General features: G+C 29.0%; 21 protein-coding genes. 16 read left to right on the top strand and 5 right to left on the bottom strand.

Features of this window, described 5'->3' with window-relative positions; translation table 11 throughout:
• A complete protein-coding gene (locus tag L8V82_RS01950) occupies positions 1 to 1,266 on the top strand; it encodes a DUF4910 domain-containing protein (protein WP_263723953.1) in 1,266 nt (421 codons plus the stop codon).
• 8 nt (positions 1,267 to 1,274) lie between these two features.
• Positions 1,275 to 2,783, top strand: coding sequence for an amino acid adenylation domain-containing protein (locus L8V82_RS01945; RefSeq protein ID WP_263723821.1), 1,509 nt, complete (start codon positions 1,275 to 1,277; stop codon positions 2,781 to 2,783).
• On the opposite strand, the gene L8V82_RS01940 is transcribed toward L8V82_RS01945, so the two are convergent.
• Complete coding sequence (locus L8V82_RS01940) at positions 2,769 to 3,773, bottom strand: hypothetical protein (RefSeq protein WP_263723820.1); 1,005 nt, start codon at positions 3,771 to 3,773, stop codon at positions 2,769 to 2,771. The genes L8V82_RS01945 and L8V82_RS01940 overlap by 15 nt on opposite strands.
• Before the next feature lie 74 nt (positions 3,774 to 3,847).
• On the opposite strand from L8V82_RS01940, the gene L8V82_RS01935 reads away from it, so the two are divergent.
• From L8V82_RS01935 to pseH, 12 genes are read left to right on the top strand one after another with little or no spacing between them, the layout of a single operon-like run.
• Positions 3,848 to 4,072 (top strand): acyl carrier protein, encoded by a 225-nt coding sequence (locus L8V82_RS01935; protein ID WP_214125013.1) that lies wholly within the window; start codon positions 3,848 to 3,850, stop codon positions 4,070 to 4,072.
• Positions 4,072 to 4,851, top strand: coding sequence for an AAC(3) family N-acetyltransferase (locus L8V82_RS01930; protein WP_263723819.1), 780 nt, complete (start codon positions 4,072 to 4,074; stop codon positions 4,849 to 4,851). Before L8V82_RS01935 ends, L8V82_RS01930 begins: the two co-directional genes overlap by 1 nt.
• A 14-nt stretch (positions 4,852 to 4,865) precedes the next feature.
• The gene (locus L8V82_RS01925) at positions 4,866 to 5,954 is read left to right on the top strand and encodes a 3-oxoacyl-[acyl-carrier-protein] synthase III C-terminal domain-containing protein (protein WP_263723818.1); all 1,089 of its coding nucleotides are present in this window, start codon (positions 4,866 to 4,868) and stop codon (positions 5,952 to 5,954) included.
• Positions 5,951 to 7,024, top strand: a complete 1,074-nt coding sequence (locus L8V82_RS01920) for a 3-oxoacyl-[acyl-carrier-protein] synthase III C-terminal domain-containing protein (RefSeq protein ID WP_263675156.1) — start codon at positions 5,951 to 5,953, stop codon at positions 7,022 to 7,024. Before L8V82_RS01925 ends, L8V82_RS01920 begins: the two co-directional genes overlap by 4 nt.
• Before the next feature lie 3 nt (positions 7,025 to 7,027).
• Positions 7,028 to 7,261 (top strand): phosphopantetheine-binding protein, encoded by a 234-nt coding sequence (locus tag L8V82_RS01915; protein ID WP_263675157.1) that lies wholly within the window; start codon positions 7,028 to 7,030, stop codon positions 7,259 to 7,261.
• Between the two features lies 1 nt (position 7,262).
• Positions 7,263 to 8,033 carry an SDR family NAD(P)-dependent oxidoreductase gene (locus L8V82_RS01910; RefSeq protein WP_263723817.1) on the top strand — a complete coding sequence of 257 codons (771 nt, stop codon included), beginning with the start codon at positions 7,263 to 7,265 and terminating at the stop codon, positions 8,031 to 8,033.
• A 4-nt stretch (positions 8,034 to 8,037) separates the two neighbouring features.
• Entirely contained in the window at positions 8,038 to 8,739 is a 702-nt protein-coding gene (gene pseF / locus L8V82_RS01905; RefSeq protein ID WP_263723816.1) for a pseudaminic acid cytidylyltransferase, read from the top strand.
• On the top strand, positions 8,730 to 9,416 hold the full coding sequence (locus L8V82_RS01900; protein ID WP_263723815.1) for a class I SAM-dependent methyltransferase: 687 nt from the start codon (positions 8,730 to 8,732) through the stop codon (positions 9,414 to 9,416). Before pseF ends, L8V82_RS01900 begins: the two co-directional genes overlap by 10 nt.
• A 3-nt stretch (positions 9,417 to 9,419) precedes the next feature.
• The gene (locus L8V82_RS01895) at positions 9,420 to 10,094 is read left to right on the top strand and encodes a class I SAM-dependent methyltransferase (RefSeq protein WP_263723814.1); all 675 of its coding nucleotides are present in this window, start codon (positions 9,420 to 9,422) and stop codon (positions 10,092 to 10,094) included.
• Positions 10,091 to 10,804 carry a WbqC family protein gene (locus L8V82_RS01890; protein WP_263723813.1) on the top strand — a complete coding sequence of 238 codons (714 nt, stop codon included), beginning with the start codon at positions 10,091 to 10,093 and terminating at the stop codon, positions 10,802 to 10,804. The genes L8V82_RS01895 and L8V82_RS01890 overlap by 4 nt, the downstream gene beginning before the upstream one ends.
• Entirely contained in the window at positions 10,801 to 11,625 is an 825-nt protein-coding gene (gene pseG, locus L8V82_RS01885; protein ID WP_263723812.1) for a UDP-2,4-diacetamido-2,4,6-trideoxy-beta-L-altropyranose hydrolase, read from the top strand. Before L8V82_RS01890 ends, pseG begins: the two co-directional genes overlap by 4 nt.
• Positions 11,622 to 12,086, top strand: a complete 465-nt coding sequence (gene pseH, locus L8V82_RS01880) for a UDP-4-amino-4,6-dideoxy-N-acetyl-beta-L-altrosamine N-acetyltransferase (RefSeq protein ID WP_263723811.1) — start codon at positions 11,622 to 11,624, stop codon at positions 12,084 to 12,086. The genes pseG and pseH overlap by 4 nt, the downstream gene beginning before the upstream one ends.
• Here pseH and L8V82_RS01875 read toward each other — a convergent pair.
• The 3 genes from L8V82_RS01875 to L8V82_RS01865 are packed head-to-tail and all read right to left on the bottom strand — an operon-like array spanning position 12,054 to position 14,537.
• Positions 12,054 to 12,791: a HisA/HisF-related TIM barrel protein gene (locus L8V82_RS01875; RefSeq protein WP_263723810.1), complete on the bottom strand. Its 738-nt coding sequence runs from the start codon at positions 12,789 to 12,791 to the stop codon at positions 12,054 to 12,056. The genes pseH and L8V82_RS01875 overlap by 33 nt on opposite strands.
• 1 nt (position 12,792) lies before the next feature.
• Positions 12,793 to 13,404: an imidazole glycerol phosphate synthase subunit HisH gene (gene hisH / locus L8V82_RS01870; protein ID WP_263723809.1), complete on the bottom strand. Its 612-nt coding sequence runs from the start codon at positions 13,402 to 13,404 to the stop codon at positions 12,793 to 12,795.
• Positions 13,401 to 14,537, bottom strand: a complete 1,137-nt coding sequence (locus L8V82_RS01865) for an N-acetyl sugar amidotransferase (RefSeq protein WP_263723808.1) — start codon at positions 14,535 to 14,537, stop codon at positions 13,401 to 13,403. Before L8V82_RS01865 ends, hisH begins: the two co-directional genes overlap by 4 nt.
• 114 nt (positions 14,538 to 14,651) lie before the next feature.
• Here L8V82_RS01865 and L8V82_RS01860 point away from each other — a divergent pair, with 114 nt between their 5' ends.
• Both L8V82_RS01860 and L8V82_RS01855 read left to right on the top strand, forming a co-directional pair.
• The gene (locus tag L8V82_RS01860) at positions 14,652 to 15,392 is read left to right on the top strand and encodes a hypothetical protein (protein WP_263723807.1); all 741 of its coding nucleotides are present in this window, start codon (positions 14,652 to 14,654) and stop codon (positions 15,390 to 15,392) included.
• Between the two features lie 12 nt (positions 15,393 to 15,404).
• Complete coding sequence (locus L8V82_RS01855; RefSeq protein ID WP_257942766.1) at positions 15,405 to 16,184, top strand: sulfite exporter TauE/SafE family protein; 780 nt, start codon at positions 15,405 to 15,407, stop codon at positions 16,182 to 16,184.
• Here L8V82_RS01855 and flhB read toward each other — a convergent pair.
• Positions 16,176 to 17,252, bottom strand: a complete 1,077-nt coding sequence (gene flhB / locus L8V82_RS01850; RefSeq protein ID WP_263723806.1) for a flagellar biosynthesis protein FlhB — start codon at positions 17,250 to 17,252, stop codon at positions 16,176 to 16,178. The two genes, L8V82_RS01855 and flhB, sit on opposite strands and share 9 nt — an antisense overlap.
• Positions 17,253 to 17,395 lie beyond the last annotated feature (143 nt).

Here is a 17,395-nt window from a genome sequence, read left to right as displayed (position 1 = left end):
ATGTATGAGCTAGCTTGTGAGCTTTTTCCTATATGTAGAAGTATTACAGGGGCTGGCTTTAGACAAAGCTTAAAAATACTTGATGAAGCTATGGGGGGGGGTATATTAAAAATTCACTCTATAGCAAGTGGAAGTAAAGTGTTTGACTGGGAAGTACCTGCTGAATGGGAGATAAATGATGCTTATATCATCACTCCAGATGGAGAAAAAATTTGTGATTTTAAGCAAAATAATTTACATGTATTAAACTACAGCACAGGCATAGACACAGAGCTTAATCTAGCAAGCTTACAAGAACATCTTTACTCTATAGAGGATATACCTGATGCCATACCTTATGTGACAAGCTATTATAAAAGGCGTTGGGGTTTTTGCATAAAACATGAAGATAGAGTTAAACTAAAAGAAGGAAAATATAAAGTTTTCATAGACGCAAAGCACCATGAAAACGGGGTTTTAAACTATGCTGATTTACTCATACCTAGCACGCAAGAAACAAAAGATGAAATTTTAATCTCTACTTACCTTTGTCATCCATCTATGGCAAATAACGAGTTAAGTGGCCCTGTGGTAGCTGCATTTTTAGCTAAATGGCTTTTAGAACTAAAAGAGAGAAAATACAATTATCGTTTTATTTTTACCCCTGAAACTATAGGAAGTATAGTTTATCTTAGTAAACATTTAAAGCACTTGCAAAAACATATCAAAGCAGGTTTTGTACTCTCTTGTATAGGTGATGATAATGCTTACTCGCTCATTCACACTCCAAGTGAAAATACCCTAGCAGATAAAGTAGCCTTGCATACTTTAAAAGATAAAAATAATTTTAAAGAATTTAGCTTTTTAGATAGAGGAAGCGATGAAAGACAATACTGCGCTCCTTTAGTAAATTTACCTGTAGTTTGTGTATGTAGGACTAGATTTGGCGATTATAAAGAATACCACACTAGCAAAGATGATTTAAATTTCATCAGCGAAGAAGGATTGCAAGGTGGCTTAAAAGCCATGCAAGAAATCATTATGAATTTAGAAGTGAATGAAATTTATCAAAATACAGTATTTTGCGAACCCAATTTAGGCAAAAGAGACTTATATATAGACCATTGCAAAAGAGAAGGAAGAGTTGAAAATATACTTAGTTTTTTAGCATATTGTGATGGCAAAAATGATGTTTTAGATATAGCTTCAAAGCTTAACATACAAGCTTATGAGTTAAAAGATTTAATAGAAAAATTAAAAACCAACCAACTGATAAAGATTATCTAAGGAGGCTCATGATAACCCACATCAATGATTTTTTACAAGAAAGCGTTGCTAAATTTGGAAGTAAAAATGCTTTTGTTGAGTTTAATGGTAAAAGTATAAGTTATAAAGAATTTGATGATTTAAGTAAAAAAATATCAAGTAAAATTCTTTCTAAACTTCCCACTAAAAGTACACAAGATCCTGTATTAATCATACTTCCTAAAGGGATTGATTGTTTGCTTTCTTTTTTTGGTGTAGCAAAAAGTGGGAATTTTTATACACTTTTAGATGAAAAAAGTCCTAAAGAGCGTGTAGAAAAAGTTATAGAAGTTTTAAAACCAAAACTTTTAATTACTTCTAAAAAATTAAATTTAGATTTTAATCTTGATACTATCTTCACAGAAGATTTTGAAAGTTTTGATATAAATGAAAATGCTTTAGAAAAAGCTTTAGATAATCACATAGATACAAACTTACTTTATGTGCTTTTTACAAGTGGAAGCACAGGAACTCCAAAAGGAGTAAGTATAAGTCATAAAAGTGTGATTGATTATACTTTTTGGGTATGTGAGACTTTTAAACTAAATCATGAAGATATACTTGCTAATCAAGCACCATTTTACTTTGATAATAGCATATTAGATATATTTAGCTCTGTTAAAATAGGAGCTACACTTCATATACTGCCAAATCATCTTTTTGCCTTTCCAAATAAAATTTTGGAGTATCTAGAACAAGAAAAAATAACAACAATTTTTTGGGTACCTTCAGTGCTGATTTATTTTGCTAATACTAATGCGGTAGATAGCACCAAATTAAAAAATTTAAATAAAATTCTTTTTTGTGGCGAAATCATGCCAAATAAACAACTCAACATTTGGCGCAAATACCTTCCTAGTGCTTTATTTGCTAATCTTTATGGACCTACTGAAATTACCGATGTATGCTCTTTTTACATAGTTGATAGGCAATTTAGCGATGATGAGCTTTTACCTATAGGAAAAGCTTGCAAAAATACTCAGCTTTTAGTATTTGATGAAAATTTAAATTTAATTACTCCAAGTCAAATAGGAATTAAAGGCGAGCTTTATGTAAGAGGAACTTGTCTTTCTTTAGGGTATTACAACGATAAAGAAAAAACAAAGCAAGCTTTTATGCAAAATCCTTTGCATGATAATTACCTAGACTTGCTTTATAAAACAGGTGATGTGGTAGCTTATAATGAATTTGGCGAACTTTTATGCTATGGAAGGATAGATCATCAAATCAAATATATGGGTCATCGCATAGAGCTTGGAGAGATAGAAAGTATTATAAATTCTCATGAGAATATAAAAAATTGTGCTTGTATTTTTAAAGAAGAAATTATTTGTTTTTATGAAAGCAAGGAAGAGTTAGATTTTAAAAACTTTTTAAAAGACAAACTCCCTGTTTACATGATACCTAAGAAATTTGTTAAAATAGAACAATTTGCTTTAAATGCAAATGGAAAAATTGATAGGAAGATTTTACAAAAAGCTTATTCAAAACTCCTTTAAAAATTTAATAGTATTGTTTTTTAAACGCACAATTTCTAAAACAAAATCCACAATATCATCATAATCAATATCTTTAAAACCAACTCTATCATTTGCTTCCACAATACCTTGATTTTTAAATAATTCTTTTTTATGTGGAAAAAAATTACACCTTACCCATTTATTGGAATTACTAAAAAATTTTTCATAGTTTTCACATAATTGCGCTTTTAATGAAAACTTCAAATGAGAATGAAACGAGTCTAACTCAAAATATTTTTCTATTATTTTGGATAAAAATTTTATTGTATTAGGATCTTTGCTTTTTTGATTAATTCTTTTTAACAATTCTATCCCTAATAAATTCAAGCTTTTGTTTTGATTTTGAGGAATTAAAAACTCATTCTTATTAACTTCCAAATCAATACAGTGTAAAAAATCTTCTATTAAATCTTGATTAAAAAAATCATCTTTTTCAAAAATTCTTATCTTTAAGTTTTCTATACCAAAAACACTTGCATAACTTTGACATAACCATTTATAATCAAAGATATGTTTTTTAGAATGCATATTAGGATCTATAGGTGTTAAATCAATCTGTAAATTATTTTTTATCTCTTGTGAATATAACGAATTTAAAAGATCACTGATATTGCGCAAATATAATATAATATATATTTTATCAAAACCTAAATTTTCTAAAAAAATTTTCAACTGCTGTATATACTCTATTTTAGAAAATTCCCATACAATACCCTCACAGGAAAATATAAATTTTTTATCACAATGTGCTTTAAACTCTTTTCCGTTCAACCCTTTTAGCACTTGCACATTTTTATCTTTATTAGGACTTAAAATTTGCTCCACCAAACCCCAATGTCTAGAAGTAATACGAAAGGATTGAGGGTAAATACAACCTTTTTCTAATAATTTATTTTCATTCAATGCACAAAAATTTTGTATAGTAGTAGTTCCTGTTTTTACATTACCTATATGCAAATAAGCTACCATTTTACCTCATTTTAAGTTTATAAAAATTTTTTTTAAATATAATATCATAAATTGCTTTCAAAAAAAGGTCAAAAATGAAAATTATTCAACAATTTTTTATTAATATAGAAAGAGATGATATTGACTCTTCTATGAAAAATTTAGTGAGTGATGGTACTATTAATAGTATAGATATAATGTCTTTAGTGATGGAGATAGAAAAATACTACCAAAAACCACTAAATGCTGATTTTATTACTCCTGAAAATTTTGATAATTTTGAAAACATAAAAAAAATGCTAGATGAAGCCATGAAATAATGCAAGCTTTATTTAAAAATCAAGATAAAATATTTTATAAACAAGACCTTATCAAAGCACTTAAAAATTTAGGAATTAAACAAGGAGATATATTATTTGTCCATTCTGAAATTTATAATTTTGGAATTCCTCTAGTAGCTCCTAAAGAATTATTGCGTATTTTTTTAGATTGTTTTTTTGAAGTTATAGATAAAGAAGGTACGCTGATCATGCCTACATTTACATATAGCTTTTGTGATGGAAAAGATTATGATAAAATAAATTCTAAAACAAAAGTTGGCGTATTGAATGAATTTTTTAGGCTTCAGCCTGGAGTTAAACGCACTAATGATCCTATTTTTTCTTGTGCAATAAAAGGAGCTCAAGAAAATCTTTTCCTCCAAGAGTGCGATAGTTGTTTTGGCAAAAATAGCGTATTTGATATACTCACAAAAAATAACGGAAAGATTATTCTTTTTGGAAATGAAAATTTAGGTATTACATACATACACCATATTGAAGAAAAATTTAATGTTCCTTATAGATATTTTAAAACTTTCTATGGAAATATAATAGATGAATATGGCATACAAAAACAAAAAAATATCAAATACTACGTTAGAGATATAGACAAAAAATCAAAAGCACAACCCAAAAAATATTTTGAAATTTTAAGAGAAAACGATATAATAAGGGAAATTCAGTTTGCAAATGCAAAGATAGCATCTATTAATGCAAGGAGTTTTTTAAATATTGCTATTGAATATTTAAAAAACGATGAAAATTATTTTGTAGTATAAACATAGGATTTATCATGAAAACTTCTTTTTCACATGCTAAGATTTCAGCCATGGCTATGGTGGTTCCGCAGAATAGGTATAATATCGATGATGAACTTCATACAAGATATCAAGGAGATATTAAGAAGTTAAACCGTATTAAAAAATCTGTAGGATTGCAATATAAGTATATAGTAGATGAAGAAACTTCTGTAAGCGATCTAGCAGAGTATGGAGCAAATATATTATTTAACGAGTATGGACTAGATAAAAATACTATTGATGCTATAGTAGTTATTACCCAAACTCCTGATTTTTTTATACCTGCTACAGCTTGTTATCTTCATGGTAAGCTAGATTTACCACAAACAACTTTAGCTTTTGACATCAATCAATCATGCGCAGGTTTTGTATATGGACTTTACACGCTTTTTTCTATGATAGAAAATGGGGGATGCAAAAGAATTTTGATGGTATGTGGTGATGCCAACAGTAAAAGTGAAACTGAAAAAATACGTGAAAAAAACAAATTTAAAACTAATGTTACAGGTGATGGAGTAAGTATTAGCTTACTAGAATATACCCAAGAAAAAACGCAAAGCTTTTTTGAACTTGGAAATGATGGCAAAGGTGTAAAGTATCTTTTTAAACCTTTTGGTGCTTTTAAAAATCCCAAACCACATGAATTTGACGAACCTGAATGGTATAATACAGAACCTAAAGAATCTTATATGAATGGTTTGGAAATTTTTAATTTTGCCACACAAAAAGAACCTGAAGCTTTTGAGTCTATATTAGAATATGCAAAGTGTAAAAAAGAAGATCTAGACTATATTTTCTTGCATCAAGCAAATAAAAGCATAGTTGATACCATCATAAAAAAACTTGAACTTGATCCATTAAAAACTCCAAATGATACCATCACAAAATATGGTAATGTAAATGGAGCGACTATACCAGCTACCATATGCGATACCCTAAATACCGTTATAAACCCTTTAAGTAAAAAACTAAAAGTAGAATTAGGCGGTTTTGGAGCTGGACTTAGCTGGGCAAATGCTATATTAGAACTAGATCAAAACTTTTGGTGTAAACAAACTCAAATTTATAAGAAATATTTATGAAAACTTCTTTTTCACATGCTAAGATTTCAGCCATGGCTATGGTGGTTCCGCAGAATAGGTATAATATCGATGATGAACTTCATACAAGATATCAAGGAGATATTAAGAAGTTAAACCGTATTAAAAAATCTGTAGGATTGCAATATAAGTATATAGTAGATGAAGAAACTTCTGTAAGCGATCTAGCAGAGTATGGAGCAAATATATTATTTAACGAGTATGGACTAGATAAAAATACTATTGATGCTATAGTAGTTATTACCCAAACTCCTGATTTTTTTATACCTGCTACAGCTTGTTATCTTCATGGTAAGCTAGATTTACCACAAACAACTTTAGCTTTTGACATCAATCAATCATGCGCAGGTTTTGTATATGGACTTTACACGCTTTTTTCTATGATAGAAAATGGGGGATGCAAAAGAATTTTGATGGTATGTGGAAATACTTGCTCTAAAATAGAAAAAGATGCTCCTCAACACCATACCAGAATTCGTGGCGATAGTGTAAATGTTAGCTTACTAGAATATACCCAAGAAAAAACGCAAAGTTTTTTTGAGCTCAATAATGATGGAAAAGGCGTAAAAGACCTATTTGTCCCTTTTGGCGCCTATAAAACTCCAAGACCACATGAATTTGACGAACCTGAATGGTACAATAACAAACCAAAACAAGTATATATGAATGGATTAAGTATTTTCAACTTTGCCACACAAAAAGAACCTGAAGCTTTTGAGTCTATATTAGAATATGCAAAGTGCAAAAAAGAAGATCTAGACTATATTTTCTTGCATCAAGCAAATAAAGGAATGATAGACCTAATCATAAATAGATTAAAACTAAACCCTAGCAAAACACCAAATAATACCATCAGCCTTTATGCAAATCTAAGCCTAGCTTCTATACCAGCTACCATTTGTGATACTCTAGACACTGCCACAAACCCTTTAAGTAAAAAGCTCAAAGTAGAATTAGGCGGTTTTGGAGCTGGACTTGGCTGGGCAAATGCTATATTAGAACTAGATCAAAACTTTTGGTGTAAACAAACTCAAATTTACAAGAAAGGATAAAAAATGACAAAAGAAAAATTTTTAGAACACTTAGAGGATGCTTTACAGCTTGATTATAAATTATCCAAAGATATGATTCTTGAAGATATTGAAGAATATGATAGTTTGGGATTGATCTCTGTTATAGCCTTATATAACCATCTTTTTAATGTCAATATACCAGGTAAAACACTAAGAGAATGTAAAAATATAAACGATCTAATCGCTCTAATACCTAGCGAACATTTAGAGTCTTAATATGATTTTCAAAGAAAATTTATTTAAAGATAAAAGCTATGTCGTTACTGGAGCTAGTAGTGGCATAGGAGCTCATGCAGCTTTAATGCTAAATGAGCTTGGTGCTAGAATCATAGCCATAGGTAGAGATGAAAATAAGCTCTTAACTCAAAAAGAACAAGCTAAAAACCCAGACAACTTCATCACAATCTCAAAAAACTTATCAAATTTTGAGTATCTAGACAAATGGACTTTAGAACTTGCTAAAGAATATGGTAGTTTTGATGGTTGCTTATTAAGCGCTGGAACAGTAAATACCATGCCTTTAAGTGCTCCCAATTTTGCTAATTTTGGAGTCAAACTATTTAATATTAATTATTTTGGAAATTTGCAAATTCTTAAAGGTTTAACGGATAAAAGGGCTAAAAGCAAAGATGGCTCTAGCTTTGTTTGGATAAGTTCTGCTGCCTTCGATAGACCTGGAGCTGGACTTGGAAACTATGCAGCTAGTAAAGGAGCTATTGTCTCTGCTATAAAATCCTTTGCTTTAGAATTTGCTCCAAAATATAGAATCAATGCTATATGTCCCGGTCTTGTTTTAACTCCAATGATTGATGTTTCAGATAGTACAACAGGAAAAGATTATGTTGCTATTGCAAATTCAAGATATCCTTTAGGTGTTGGAACTACCGATGATACTTCAAATTTAATTTGTTTTTTACTTAGTGATGCATCAAGATGGTTTACCGGGCAAGAGTTTATTGTTGATGGCGGGGGTCATTTAAAATTTTAATACCATGAAGAATCTTTGTGTTATCCCTGCGCGCGGTGGATCTAAACGTATTCCTAGAAAAAATATCATTGATTTTTTAGGAAAGCCTTTAATTGCTTATAGCATAAAAAGTGCTTTAAATTCAGGTATTTTTGATGATGTGATCATTTCAAGTGATGATGATGAAATCATCGAAGTAGCTTTAAAATACGGAGCCAAAGCTCCTTTTGTACGTAAAAAAGAACTAAGTGATGATTATGCAAGCTCAACCGCTGTAATCCAAAATGCCATTACTACTCTAGAAAAGCAAGGTAAAACCTATGAAAATGTGTGTTGTTTATACGCTACTGCACCGCTTATAGATGAGTTTATCTTACAAAAAGCTTTTGAGCAATTTAGTCAAGAAGAATGTAAATTTTTATTTTCAGCTTGCGAGTTTGAATACCCTATACAAAGAGGTTTTTACCTTGATGAACAAAACAAAGTTTATATGTTTGATGAGTCAAACTATAACAAACGCTCACAAGATCTTACCAAAGCTTATCATGATGGTGGAGCATTTTACTTTGGTAAAAAAGAAGCGTGGCTAGAAGAAGATTTTATGTTTAAACCTCACTCTAAAGCTTTTTTGCTTCCTAGAAATAAAATTTGTGATATTGACACTTTTGAAGACTTAGAATTTGCTAAAATACTATATCAGTTTCACAAAGGCAATAAATGTTTATAAATAAAATCAAAGGTTTTAAGTATCCTGATATGGAGCTTGTAAGATGGTTTTTTAAAAACAAGCTTGATACCTTAAAAAATGCAAAAGTCTTAGAATTTGCCTCTCATAATGGCAATAATCTTTCTTTATTTGCAAATTATGATTATGAGTGTATTGGTGTAGAACTTAGCAAGCAAAATCATGAAAATGCTATTTATAATTTTAAAGAAATTATGCATTATCAAAAGGCAAGTTTTTTTAATGAAAATATGCTTGATTTTGCTAAAAATCATCAAAATATAAATGCAGATGTATTTTTAATACCTAATGTAATTAATTACATTAGCAAAGATGAATTTAAAAATTTACTGCAAGATGCAAAACAAAATAACTTATATCAAACAAATAAATTAGGATATACTCATTTTTTCTTAAGAGCAAGAAGCGTTAAAGATCATCGTTATGGACTTGGAGAAAGATTAAAAAACGATAGTTTTATTTTAAGCTATGATGAATTTAGTGGCGAGAAAAATTGTCTTTGCACCGCTTATCAAGAACATGAACTTGTAGAAATTTTAAAAGAATATTTAAATCTATATGATTTTGAAGTTATCACAAGTGAAAATATCAATATAAAAAATAAAGTTTATATCAAAGATAGCGATATAATCATCTATGGTAAAATCACTAAGGAGTAAAAAATGTACTTAAGAGATTTAAAAGGTTTAAAATTTCCAGATTTAGCTATAATTAAATTCTTTTTTAAACAAGAACTACATCAAAAAAGCAACCAAAAAGTTTTAGAATTTGCTTGTTCTAACGGCAATAATCTTTCTTTGTTTGCAAATTATGATTATGAATGTATCGGAGTTGATTTAAATCAAGAAAATATTAACAATGCTAATTACAATTTCAAAGAAGTAATTCAATGCAAAAACTATCAGTTTTTTCATGATAATATCTTAGAATTTCCTTTAAAAAATCCAAATCTTAATGCAGATATTTTTATGATTCCTAATGTGATTAACTATCTTTTGAAAGAAGATTTTTTAAAATTATTAAAAATTTCCAAAGAAAATTCTATGTATAAAGAAAATGCTTTGTTTTTTTTAAGAACAAGAAGTATAAAAGATTATAGATATGGCTATGGAGAAAAAATAGCTCATAATTGTTTTAAAATCACAAATGATAATACCACAGGAGAGCTTGGATGTATCAATACTCTCTACCAAGAATACGAACTTGTAGAAATTTTAAAAGAATATTTAAATTTATATGATTTTAAAGTACTTACTTATGAAAATACCAATATCATGGGAGAAGATGAAAGATTAGTTAATGATAGTGATATTGTAATTTATGGAAAAATTAAGTGAAAATAGCCATCATGCAGCCAACCTTTAATCCATGGCTTGGCTACATGTATATGATACAAAGTGTTGATACTTTTGTCTTTTTGGATAATGTTCAATTTGAACGCAGATCGTGGCAAAATAGAAATAAAATCAAATTACAAGATAAAACCTTTTTACTAGGACTAAACTTACAAAAAGCACCACAAAAAACATCACTCCAAGATATATTATTTGAAAAAGATGACAAATGGAAAATTAAATTTTTAAAAACCATTCAACATGCCTATTCTAAAAGTGCTAATTTTGAAAAATATTACAGTGTCTTAGAAAAAGCTTTATTTAAACATACACATTTGGTACAATTTAATATGGAGTTAATCAGAATTTACTGTGAGCATTTAAACATCAAAACACCCATTTTGCAAAGTTCTTCTTTAAACTTAAAAAATGAAAAAAAAGAAAAATTACTACTTGAAATTTGTCAAACATTAAAAGCTAATTATTATCTTTCTCCAGAAGGTTCAAAAAATTATCTTGAGAAAGACACAGCAAAAGAAATTTTTAAAAATGCAAATATAAAAATTGAATATTTTGATTTTATCCATCCAACCTATACACAATTAGGTGCAAATTTTATAGCTTATTTGGGAATTTTAGACTTTTTATTTAATGAAAAAAATCCTTGTATAAAATTTCAAGAATGTATCAAAATAAACGAGCATAATATATGAAAGTTCTTTTTAGAAGTGATAGTTCTAGCGCTATAGGACATGGACACATTAAAAGAGATCTTTTACTAGCTAAGCAATATCATGATGTATCTTTTGCTTGTTTGCCACTAAAAGGCTCTTTAATAGATGAAATTCCTTATCCTGTATATGAACTAACAAGTGCTAGCATATATGAGCTAATCAATCTCATCAAAAAGGAAAAATTTGATCTTTTAATCATCGATCATTATGAAATTACCGCTGATGATGAAAAACTCATAAAATTAGAAACAGGAATTAAAATTCTCAGTTTTGATGATGAGTTAAAAGAACATTTTTGTGACATTTTATTAAATGTCAATGCTTATGCTAAAGAAAGTGATTATGAGAATTTAGTGCCAAGATATTGTGAGTTAAGATGTGGCTTTTCCTATGCTCTAATACGCGATGAATTTTATGAAGAAAGCAAGATAAAAAGAGAAAAAATTTATGATTATTTTATCTGTATAGGAGGAAGTGATCCAAAAAATATTTCCTTTGATATAGCAAACAAGCTTAACAAAAACAAAACCATCATCATAGCTACCACAAAAGCAAATTCCCATCTAAACTTGCTTCAAAAATTAAGCCAAAAAAACCCTAATATACAAATTCTAATAGACCATCCTAATCTTGCTAGATTGATGAATGAAAGCAAAAAACTCATCATTAGTGCAAGCTCATTGGTGAACGAAGCTTTGATTTTAAAAGCAAATTTTAAAGCCATAGCCTATGCTAAAAATCAAGAAAAACTTGCAACATGGCTTGCTAAAAAAGGTTATGAGGTGGAGAGTTTTATATGATAGTTTTAAAAGATTTTATCCACTTAAACCAAGAAGAAATAGAGCTTGTTTTAAAATGGCGTAACGATGAAAATATTGCTAAATTTATGAAAACGCAAAATATCACTTTAAAAGAGCACTTAAGTTTTTTATCTAGTCTAAAAACGGATACAACTAAAAAATATTTTTTAGTTTATGATGATAAAAATATCATAGGTGTAATTGATTTTATTAATATAACCAACCATTCATGCGAATTTGGACTTTATGGCATAAAAAAAGGCGTAGGCAATCTTTTAATGCAAGAAGTTAAAAACTATGCTTTTAGTGTTTTAAAAGTTCAAACTTTAAACGCTTGTGTTTTTAAAGAAAATACAAAAGCTTTAAATTTATATTTAAAGCATGGTTTTAAGGTTATTAAAGAAGATAATAATTTTTATTTTGTAAATTTAAACAATCCTCACAGGGATATTATTTTTTAAAAGCTCATTTTTAACATCATTTGGAGTATATTGACTAAAATGAAATATAAAAGCACCAGCTAATGCATTTGCACCAAGTTGTATAGCTTTTACCCCATCTTGAGGCTTAGAAAGCCCTCCATTGATAATAAGTGGAATTTTTAATTTACCTTTGAAATACTCTAATAATTCCCAATCATATCCCAAAGAACTTCCTTCTTTATCAACACTTGTTAAAAGTATCTCCCCTGCTCCTAAAGATTCGTATTTTAATGCAAGTTCTAGGGGATCAATATCTAAAATTTCATTATTAAAAACTTTAAATTTATTTTTATCTTTTTTTACATCAACCGAGCATACTACACAAGAACTTCCAAAAGTATTTGCCACCTTTTTGACAAAATTTGGATCTTGCAAAGCCATAGAATTAATACTAATTTTATCAGCACCTATATCTAACACTTTTCTAATATCTTCTAAAGTTCTAATCCCACCTCCAATAGTTAAAGGCATAAAGCACTCATTAGCTATATCTTCTAAACTTTCAAAATCTATAACGCCGTTTTTATTAATATCCAAAACTATAAGCTCATCAACATTTCTAGCATTATATATCCTAGCTGTGCTTATTACATGCCCGATAGTTCTAAAAGAAGAAAAATTGATACTTTTTACAAGCTGATGATCTTTTAATAACACACAAGGTATAATTCTTGTTTTAAGCATATTAGACCTTTAAATTTGCAAAATTTTCTAAAAGTTTCAAACCTACATTTTGGCTTTTTTCAGGATGAAATTGCACAGCAAAAATATTATCTTTTTCAAAACTTGCACAAAAAGGTTTTTCATACTCACAAAAAGAAGTTTCCACTCTCTCTAAACATTCTACATAATAAGAATGCACAAAATAAAAATCACTTTTTTCTAAAATTCCATCAAATAGCTTGCTTTTTTTATCACTAAATTGCAAATCATCCCAACCACTGTGCAATAATTTTTCTTTACTTAAATCAAATTTCAAAACCTTTGCTTTTATAAAATCAAGCCCTTCACACTCTCCGCCCTCATATCCCTTGCTAGCAAAAAGTTGCATACCAAGACAAATCCCCAAAATAGGCTTTTTATCTTTTAAAACACATTCTTTTAAAAGCTCATCTAGTGCAAGTTTTTTTAAATTTTCCATACCTTGCTTAAAAGACCCAACACCTGGTAAAACTAATTTAGAGGCATTTTTTATATCTTCTTTTTTAGAACTTATAATCACTTCTTGATTAAGTTTTTCAAAAGCTTTTAAAACAGATTTAAAATTTCCAAGATGATAATCAACAATACAAATCATTTCAAAATAAACTCATCTTTTTTTATCAATGATCCATCGCTATCTCTTAAGAATTTACCATTTTCATCGCGTTTAAATATCTTTTTATTAGTATAAGAATCTACAATTTTTTCAAATTCTTTTTCACTAAAACCACTAAATTCCAAATACTTCTTAATAGCCTTTTTAGGTGGCTTTCCATCATATTTATTTACAAGTCTCACACCCTCTTCACGGCTAATATAGCCAAGTCTTATATCCAAGCACGCATTATCCGTAGCTCTTCCAAAACCATATTTGCAGTATTTTAAATAATCATGCACATGGTTTGAATAACAATCTAAATTTTCAAAATTCTCATAAGTAGTTTCAACTGGTTTTGTACTAGTTTTAAAGCCATTTTCTTGAGCTAATTTTAAATTATACTTATAATCCCATTTAAAATAATATCCCAAAAATAACCCTGTAACTCCTACTCTTTGAAGCTCTTCATTACTTGGATAAGTATAAAAATATAAATCCTTTTCTCTAATACCATCAACACCAATCATATCAGAAATTCTATTACCCAAAAGTCCGCCAAATTCTTCAAGCCACTCTCTACCTAAAGTGTTTTTTTCTTTAGAACTAGCTGGCCCACCATACTCAATCTGCGGACTTTCCCCCCAAATAATCAAAGGAATACCAAAAGCAACAGCTACCTTTGGAACACAAGTAAAAATTCCCAAATGGTTTTGCCATTCATTATCGCCCGTTCTTATAAAAGCTTCGCGGGCTAATTTTTTATACACCAAAGGATTTCTTTTAATATGAATTAAATCAACACCAAGATTGTTTAAATTTTTTAAATTTTTTTTACCTATTTTAGTAGGAATACTTGGTTCAAAACAAACACACAAAGGATTAAGCCCAAGCTCAAGACATTTTAAAACTTGAAAAGTAGAATCCTTACCACCACTTACCCCTATCACACAATCATACACAGGATGTTTTTTATATTTTTTCACAAGTTCTAGAAATTCTTTTTCACGCTCTTGCCAATTTATCTCATGATTTTTAGCTTCTTGCGAGCAACACGCATCGCAAATCCCCTCATCATTAAAATGCAAATCAGGCTTAGTATCTGGCATAACGCATTTTTTACAAAATTTCATATTAACTCCAAAAACTATTTATAGTCATCATAAATCGACTATGATTATATTTTCTAAAGCTAAATAAATTTTTCTTTTGTTACAATAAAAGCAAATTAAACTAAGGATTAAAATATGAATATATTTAAAAAAATACATTCTATGGAATTTATCTTTACAAAGGAATGTTATAAAACTTGCAATAGTTATTGTTGTAAAAACCCTTATTTTAAATATTTATCATCTGCCAAGAGTGATAATATAGTTTTACCCATGTTAGAAACTGAATTTCTAGCATTAGATAATCAAATACAATTTAAAAACACAAAGAATGTAATTTTTACTTTAAAAAATAATAAAAAAATAAAAATATATTTCGTTGAATGTGATTTTAAAGGTTTATGTTCACCACATAATCTAAGACCATTAATATGCAAACTATATCCTTATTTTCCTATAGTAAGTAATGATGGTAATTTTATTAGAGTCAGAGAATCTACAATATATGATTTATTCTATAAAGATGAAAAAAACCATCCCTGCACCTTGATACGAACAAATAAAATTAATGTAATTGATCAACTTAAAATAACCACAGAAGAAATAAGAAAAGTTCCTATCATGATTTTTATTTTCAAATCTCTTCAATATATAGATAAAGCTCTACAAAAATATTTTAAAAATATATTTGGCAAAAAAATATTTATAGATACATTAGATAGGGGGGGGGTTATAGAGTTTTTCAAACATTATGAAAAAAATTCCTTCACTATGCAAGCTTTTAAGGAACAAGAATTTATAGAAAATATAAATTCTTTATATAATACACTAGAACAAAAATATGGCGAAGAATTTACTCAATATTTTTTTGATTAAAGCGTATAGAATATGGATTTAACTTTACTTCCTTATATGATTATAGGGATTTTTTCAGGTATGGCTTCGGGGGTTTTTGGCATAGGTGGTGGTATGATTATCGTTCCTTTCATGCTTACTTTAGGGCTTAGCTCTCACCATGCTGTTGCAATTTCTGTTGTACAAATGATTTTTGCTTCTATTTTTGGTTCTTATTTAAACTATAAAAATAAAAATTTAATCTTAAAAGATGGTCTTATCATAGGCTTTGGAGGCTTTTTGGGTGCAATGTTTAGCGGGCTTTTACTCTCTTATTTTTCAGATATAACCTTAACAAGTATTTTTCTATGCGTGAGTATTGTATTCTTTTTAAAATTTGCTTTTAATCAAAAAAGCACCATTGGAAACATCAACCACTCTAATATCTTAAAAAATTCTATTTTGCTAATTTGTGGTGTATTTACAGGAATTTTTGCTATATCTTTAGGGATTGGTGGTGGGCTTTTAATCACCCCTATTTTAGCTTATTTTTTAGGCTATGATACTAAAAAAGTAGTGCCACTTAGTTTATTTTTTGTAATATTTGCTTCCATTTCAGGAATTAGTTCTTTTGTATATAATGACATCATTGATAAAGAAGTCTTGCAAAATGGAAGCTTAGTAGGACTTAGCTCTATGCTAGGGGTTTATCTTGGTATTAAAATCATGGAAAAAATCAACCTTAAATCCCACCGCATAGCACTTTTGGGCATCTACACTCTTTCTATAACTATGACTATTATAAGTTTGATTAAAAAGCTAAATTTATTTTAATCTATCAGCAAATTTTTGTCTGTTAGAGGTATAGACAAAACTTAAAACCTCTGCCACTGCTTTAAAAAGCTCTGGTGGGATAAGATCATTAACTTCACAAGTTTTATAAAGCTCTCTTGCTAAAGGAGGATTTTCATAAATCATCACATTATACTCATAAGCCATATCTTTTATACGCAAAGCTAAAAAGTCCACCCCTTTAGCTAAAACTTTTGGCGCAGCTTCTTTAGAACTATCATAACGTAAAGCAACTGCATAGTGGGTAGGGTTAGTAATCACCACATCAGCACTAGCAACATCTTGCACCATTCTACGCCTTGCTGCTTCCATTTGCAAACGACGAATTCTTCCTTTTACTAAAGGATCTCCTTCGCTTTGCTTGTATTCATCTTTGATTTCTTGTTTACTCATACGTAAATTTTTAAAATACTGATACCTTACTAAAAGCACATCTAAAAGTCCAATAATCAAAAAAGCTATAATCACAATAGCCGCAAGAATAATAGCTTTATCTCTAAGCCATAAAAGTTGTGGATAAATCGTATAAAGTTCTACCCTAGGAAGCTCTTTCATAAATTGTAATAAAAAAATAAAAGCTATGCCAAAAACCACTCCAACTTTAAGAGTAATTTTTAAAGCTTCAATGATTTTTTTTAAAGAAAAAAGATTTTTAAGTCCATTAATAGGATTAATTTTATTAAAATTTGGAGTAATGGGCTTAGTGGTAAAAATAAAACCAAATTGCATTAAATTACCAAGCACACCTGCAACCATAATCGTTAAAGTAATAGGTAAAACCATAATAAACATTTCTATCATAGTTTTTATGATAATTTTTTGTAAAATTTTTAAATCAAGTTCTATACCTATAAAACTTTGATAAAACCTATACAAACCACTAATTCTCTCACCTATAAAAGGCATCATAAACAACACCACAAGCACAGCTATAACAAGCACAGCCACAGCAGATGCATCTTGGCTTTTTGGGACATTACCCTCTTTACGCGCATCTTCTATTTTCTTGGACGTGGGTTCTTCTGTTTTTTCTTGATCATCAGCAGCCATAAAAAACCTTTAAAAATTTAAAGTAAAATTATAGCATTTAAATCCAAGTATAAACAAATTTGAATACTTGGATTTATTTCTCATTCAATCCTTAAAACTTCTTCTTCCTAGCATCCTCTAAGATATCATTAGCTATTTTATTT

The organism is Campylobacter sp. IFREMER_LSEM_CL2151 (assembly GCF_025771725.1).
GTDB lineage: Bacteria > Campylobacterota > Campylobacteria > Campylobacterales > Campylobacteraceae > Campylobacter_D > Campylobacter_D lari_C.
This window is presented reverse-complemented; position numbering and strand designations above follow the sequence as displayed.

Bases quoted from the DNA above. Each gene is read 5' to 3' on its own strand.
- L8V82_RS01950 (WP_263723953.1), top strand. From the start codon at position 1: ATGTATGAGCTAGCTTGTGAGCTTTTTCCTATATGTAGAAGTATTACA.
- L8V82_RS01945 (WP_263723821.1), top strand. From the start codon at position 1,275: ATGATAACCCACATCAATGATTTTTTACAAGAAAGCGTTGCTAAATTT.
- L8V82_RS01940 (WP_263723820.1), bottom strand. From the start codon at position 3,773: ATGGTAGCTTATTTGCATATAGGTAATGTAAAAACAGGAACTACTACT.
- L8V82_RS01935 (WP_214125013.1), top strand. From the start codon at position 3,848: ATGAAAATTATTCAACAATTTTTTATTAATATAGAAAGAGATGATATT.
- L8V82_RS01930 (WP_263723819.1), top strand. From the start codon at position 4,072: ATGCAAGCTTTATTTAAAAATCAAGATAAAATATTTTATAAACAAGAC.
- L8V82_RS01925 (WP_263723818.1), top strand. From the start codon at position 4,866: ATGAAAACTTCTTTTTCACATGCTAAGATTTCAGCCATGGCTATGGTG.
- L8V82_RS01920 (WP_263675156.1), top strand. From the start codon at position 5,951: ATGAAAACTTCTTTTTCACATGCTAAGATTTCAGCCATGGCTATGGTG.
- L8V82_RS01915 (WP_263675157.1), top strand. From the start codon at position 7,028: ATGACAAAAGAAAAATTTTTAGAACACTTAGAGGATGCTTTACAGCTT.
- L8V82_RS01910 (WP_263723817.1), top strand. From the start codon at position 7,263: ATGATTTTCAAAGAAAATTTATTTAAAGATAAAAGCTATGTCGTTACT.
- pseF (WP_263723816.1), top strand. From the start codon at position 8,038: ATGAAGAATCTTTGTGTTATCCCTGCGCGCGGTGGATCTAAACGTATT.
- L8V82_RS01900 (WP_263723815.1), top strand. From the start codon at position 8,730: ATGTTTATAAATAAAATCAAAGGTTTTAAGTATCCTGATATGGAGCTT.
- L8V82_RS01895 (WP_263723814.1), top strand. From the start codon at position 9,420: ATGTACTTAAGAGATTTAAAAGGTTTAAAATTTCCAGATTTAGCTATA.
- pseG (WP_263723812.1), top strand. From the start codon at position 10,801: ATGAAAGTTCTTTTTAGAAGTGATAGTTCTAGCGCTATAGGACATGGA.
- pseH (WP_263723811.1), top strand. From the start codon at position 11,622: ATGATAGTTTTAAAAGATTTTATCCACTTAAACCAAGAAGAAATAGAG.
- L8V82_RS01875 (WP_263723810.1), bottom strand. From the start codon at position 12,791: ATGCTTAAAACAAGAATTATACCTTGTGTGTTATTAAAAGATCATCAG.
- hisH (WP_263723809.1), bottom strand. From the start codon at position 13,404: ATGATTTGTATTGTTGATTATCATCTTGGAAATTTTAAATCTGTTTTA.
- L8V82_RS01865 (WP_263723808.1), bottom strand. From the start codon at position 14,537: ATGAAATTTTGTAAAAAATGCGTTATGCCAGATACTAAGCCTGATTTG.
- L8V82_RS01860 (WP_263723807.1), top strand. From the start codon at position 14,652: ATGAATATATTTAAAAAAATACATTCTATGGAATTTATCTTTACAAAG.
- L8V82_RS01855 (WP_257942766.1), top strand. From the start codon at position 15,405: ATGGATTTAACTTTACTTCCTTATATGATTATAGGGATTTTTTCAGGT.
- flhB (WP_263723806.1), bottom strand. From the start codon at position 17,252: ATGGCTGCTGATGATCAAGAAAAAACAGAAGAACCCACGTCCAAGAAA.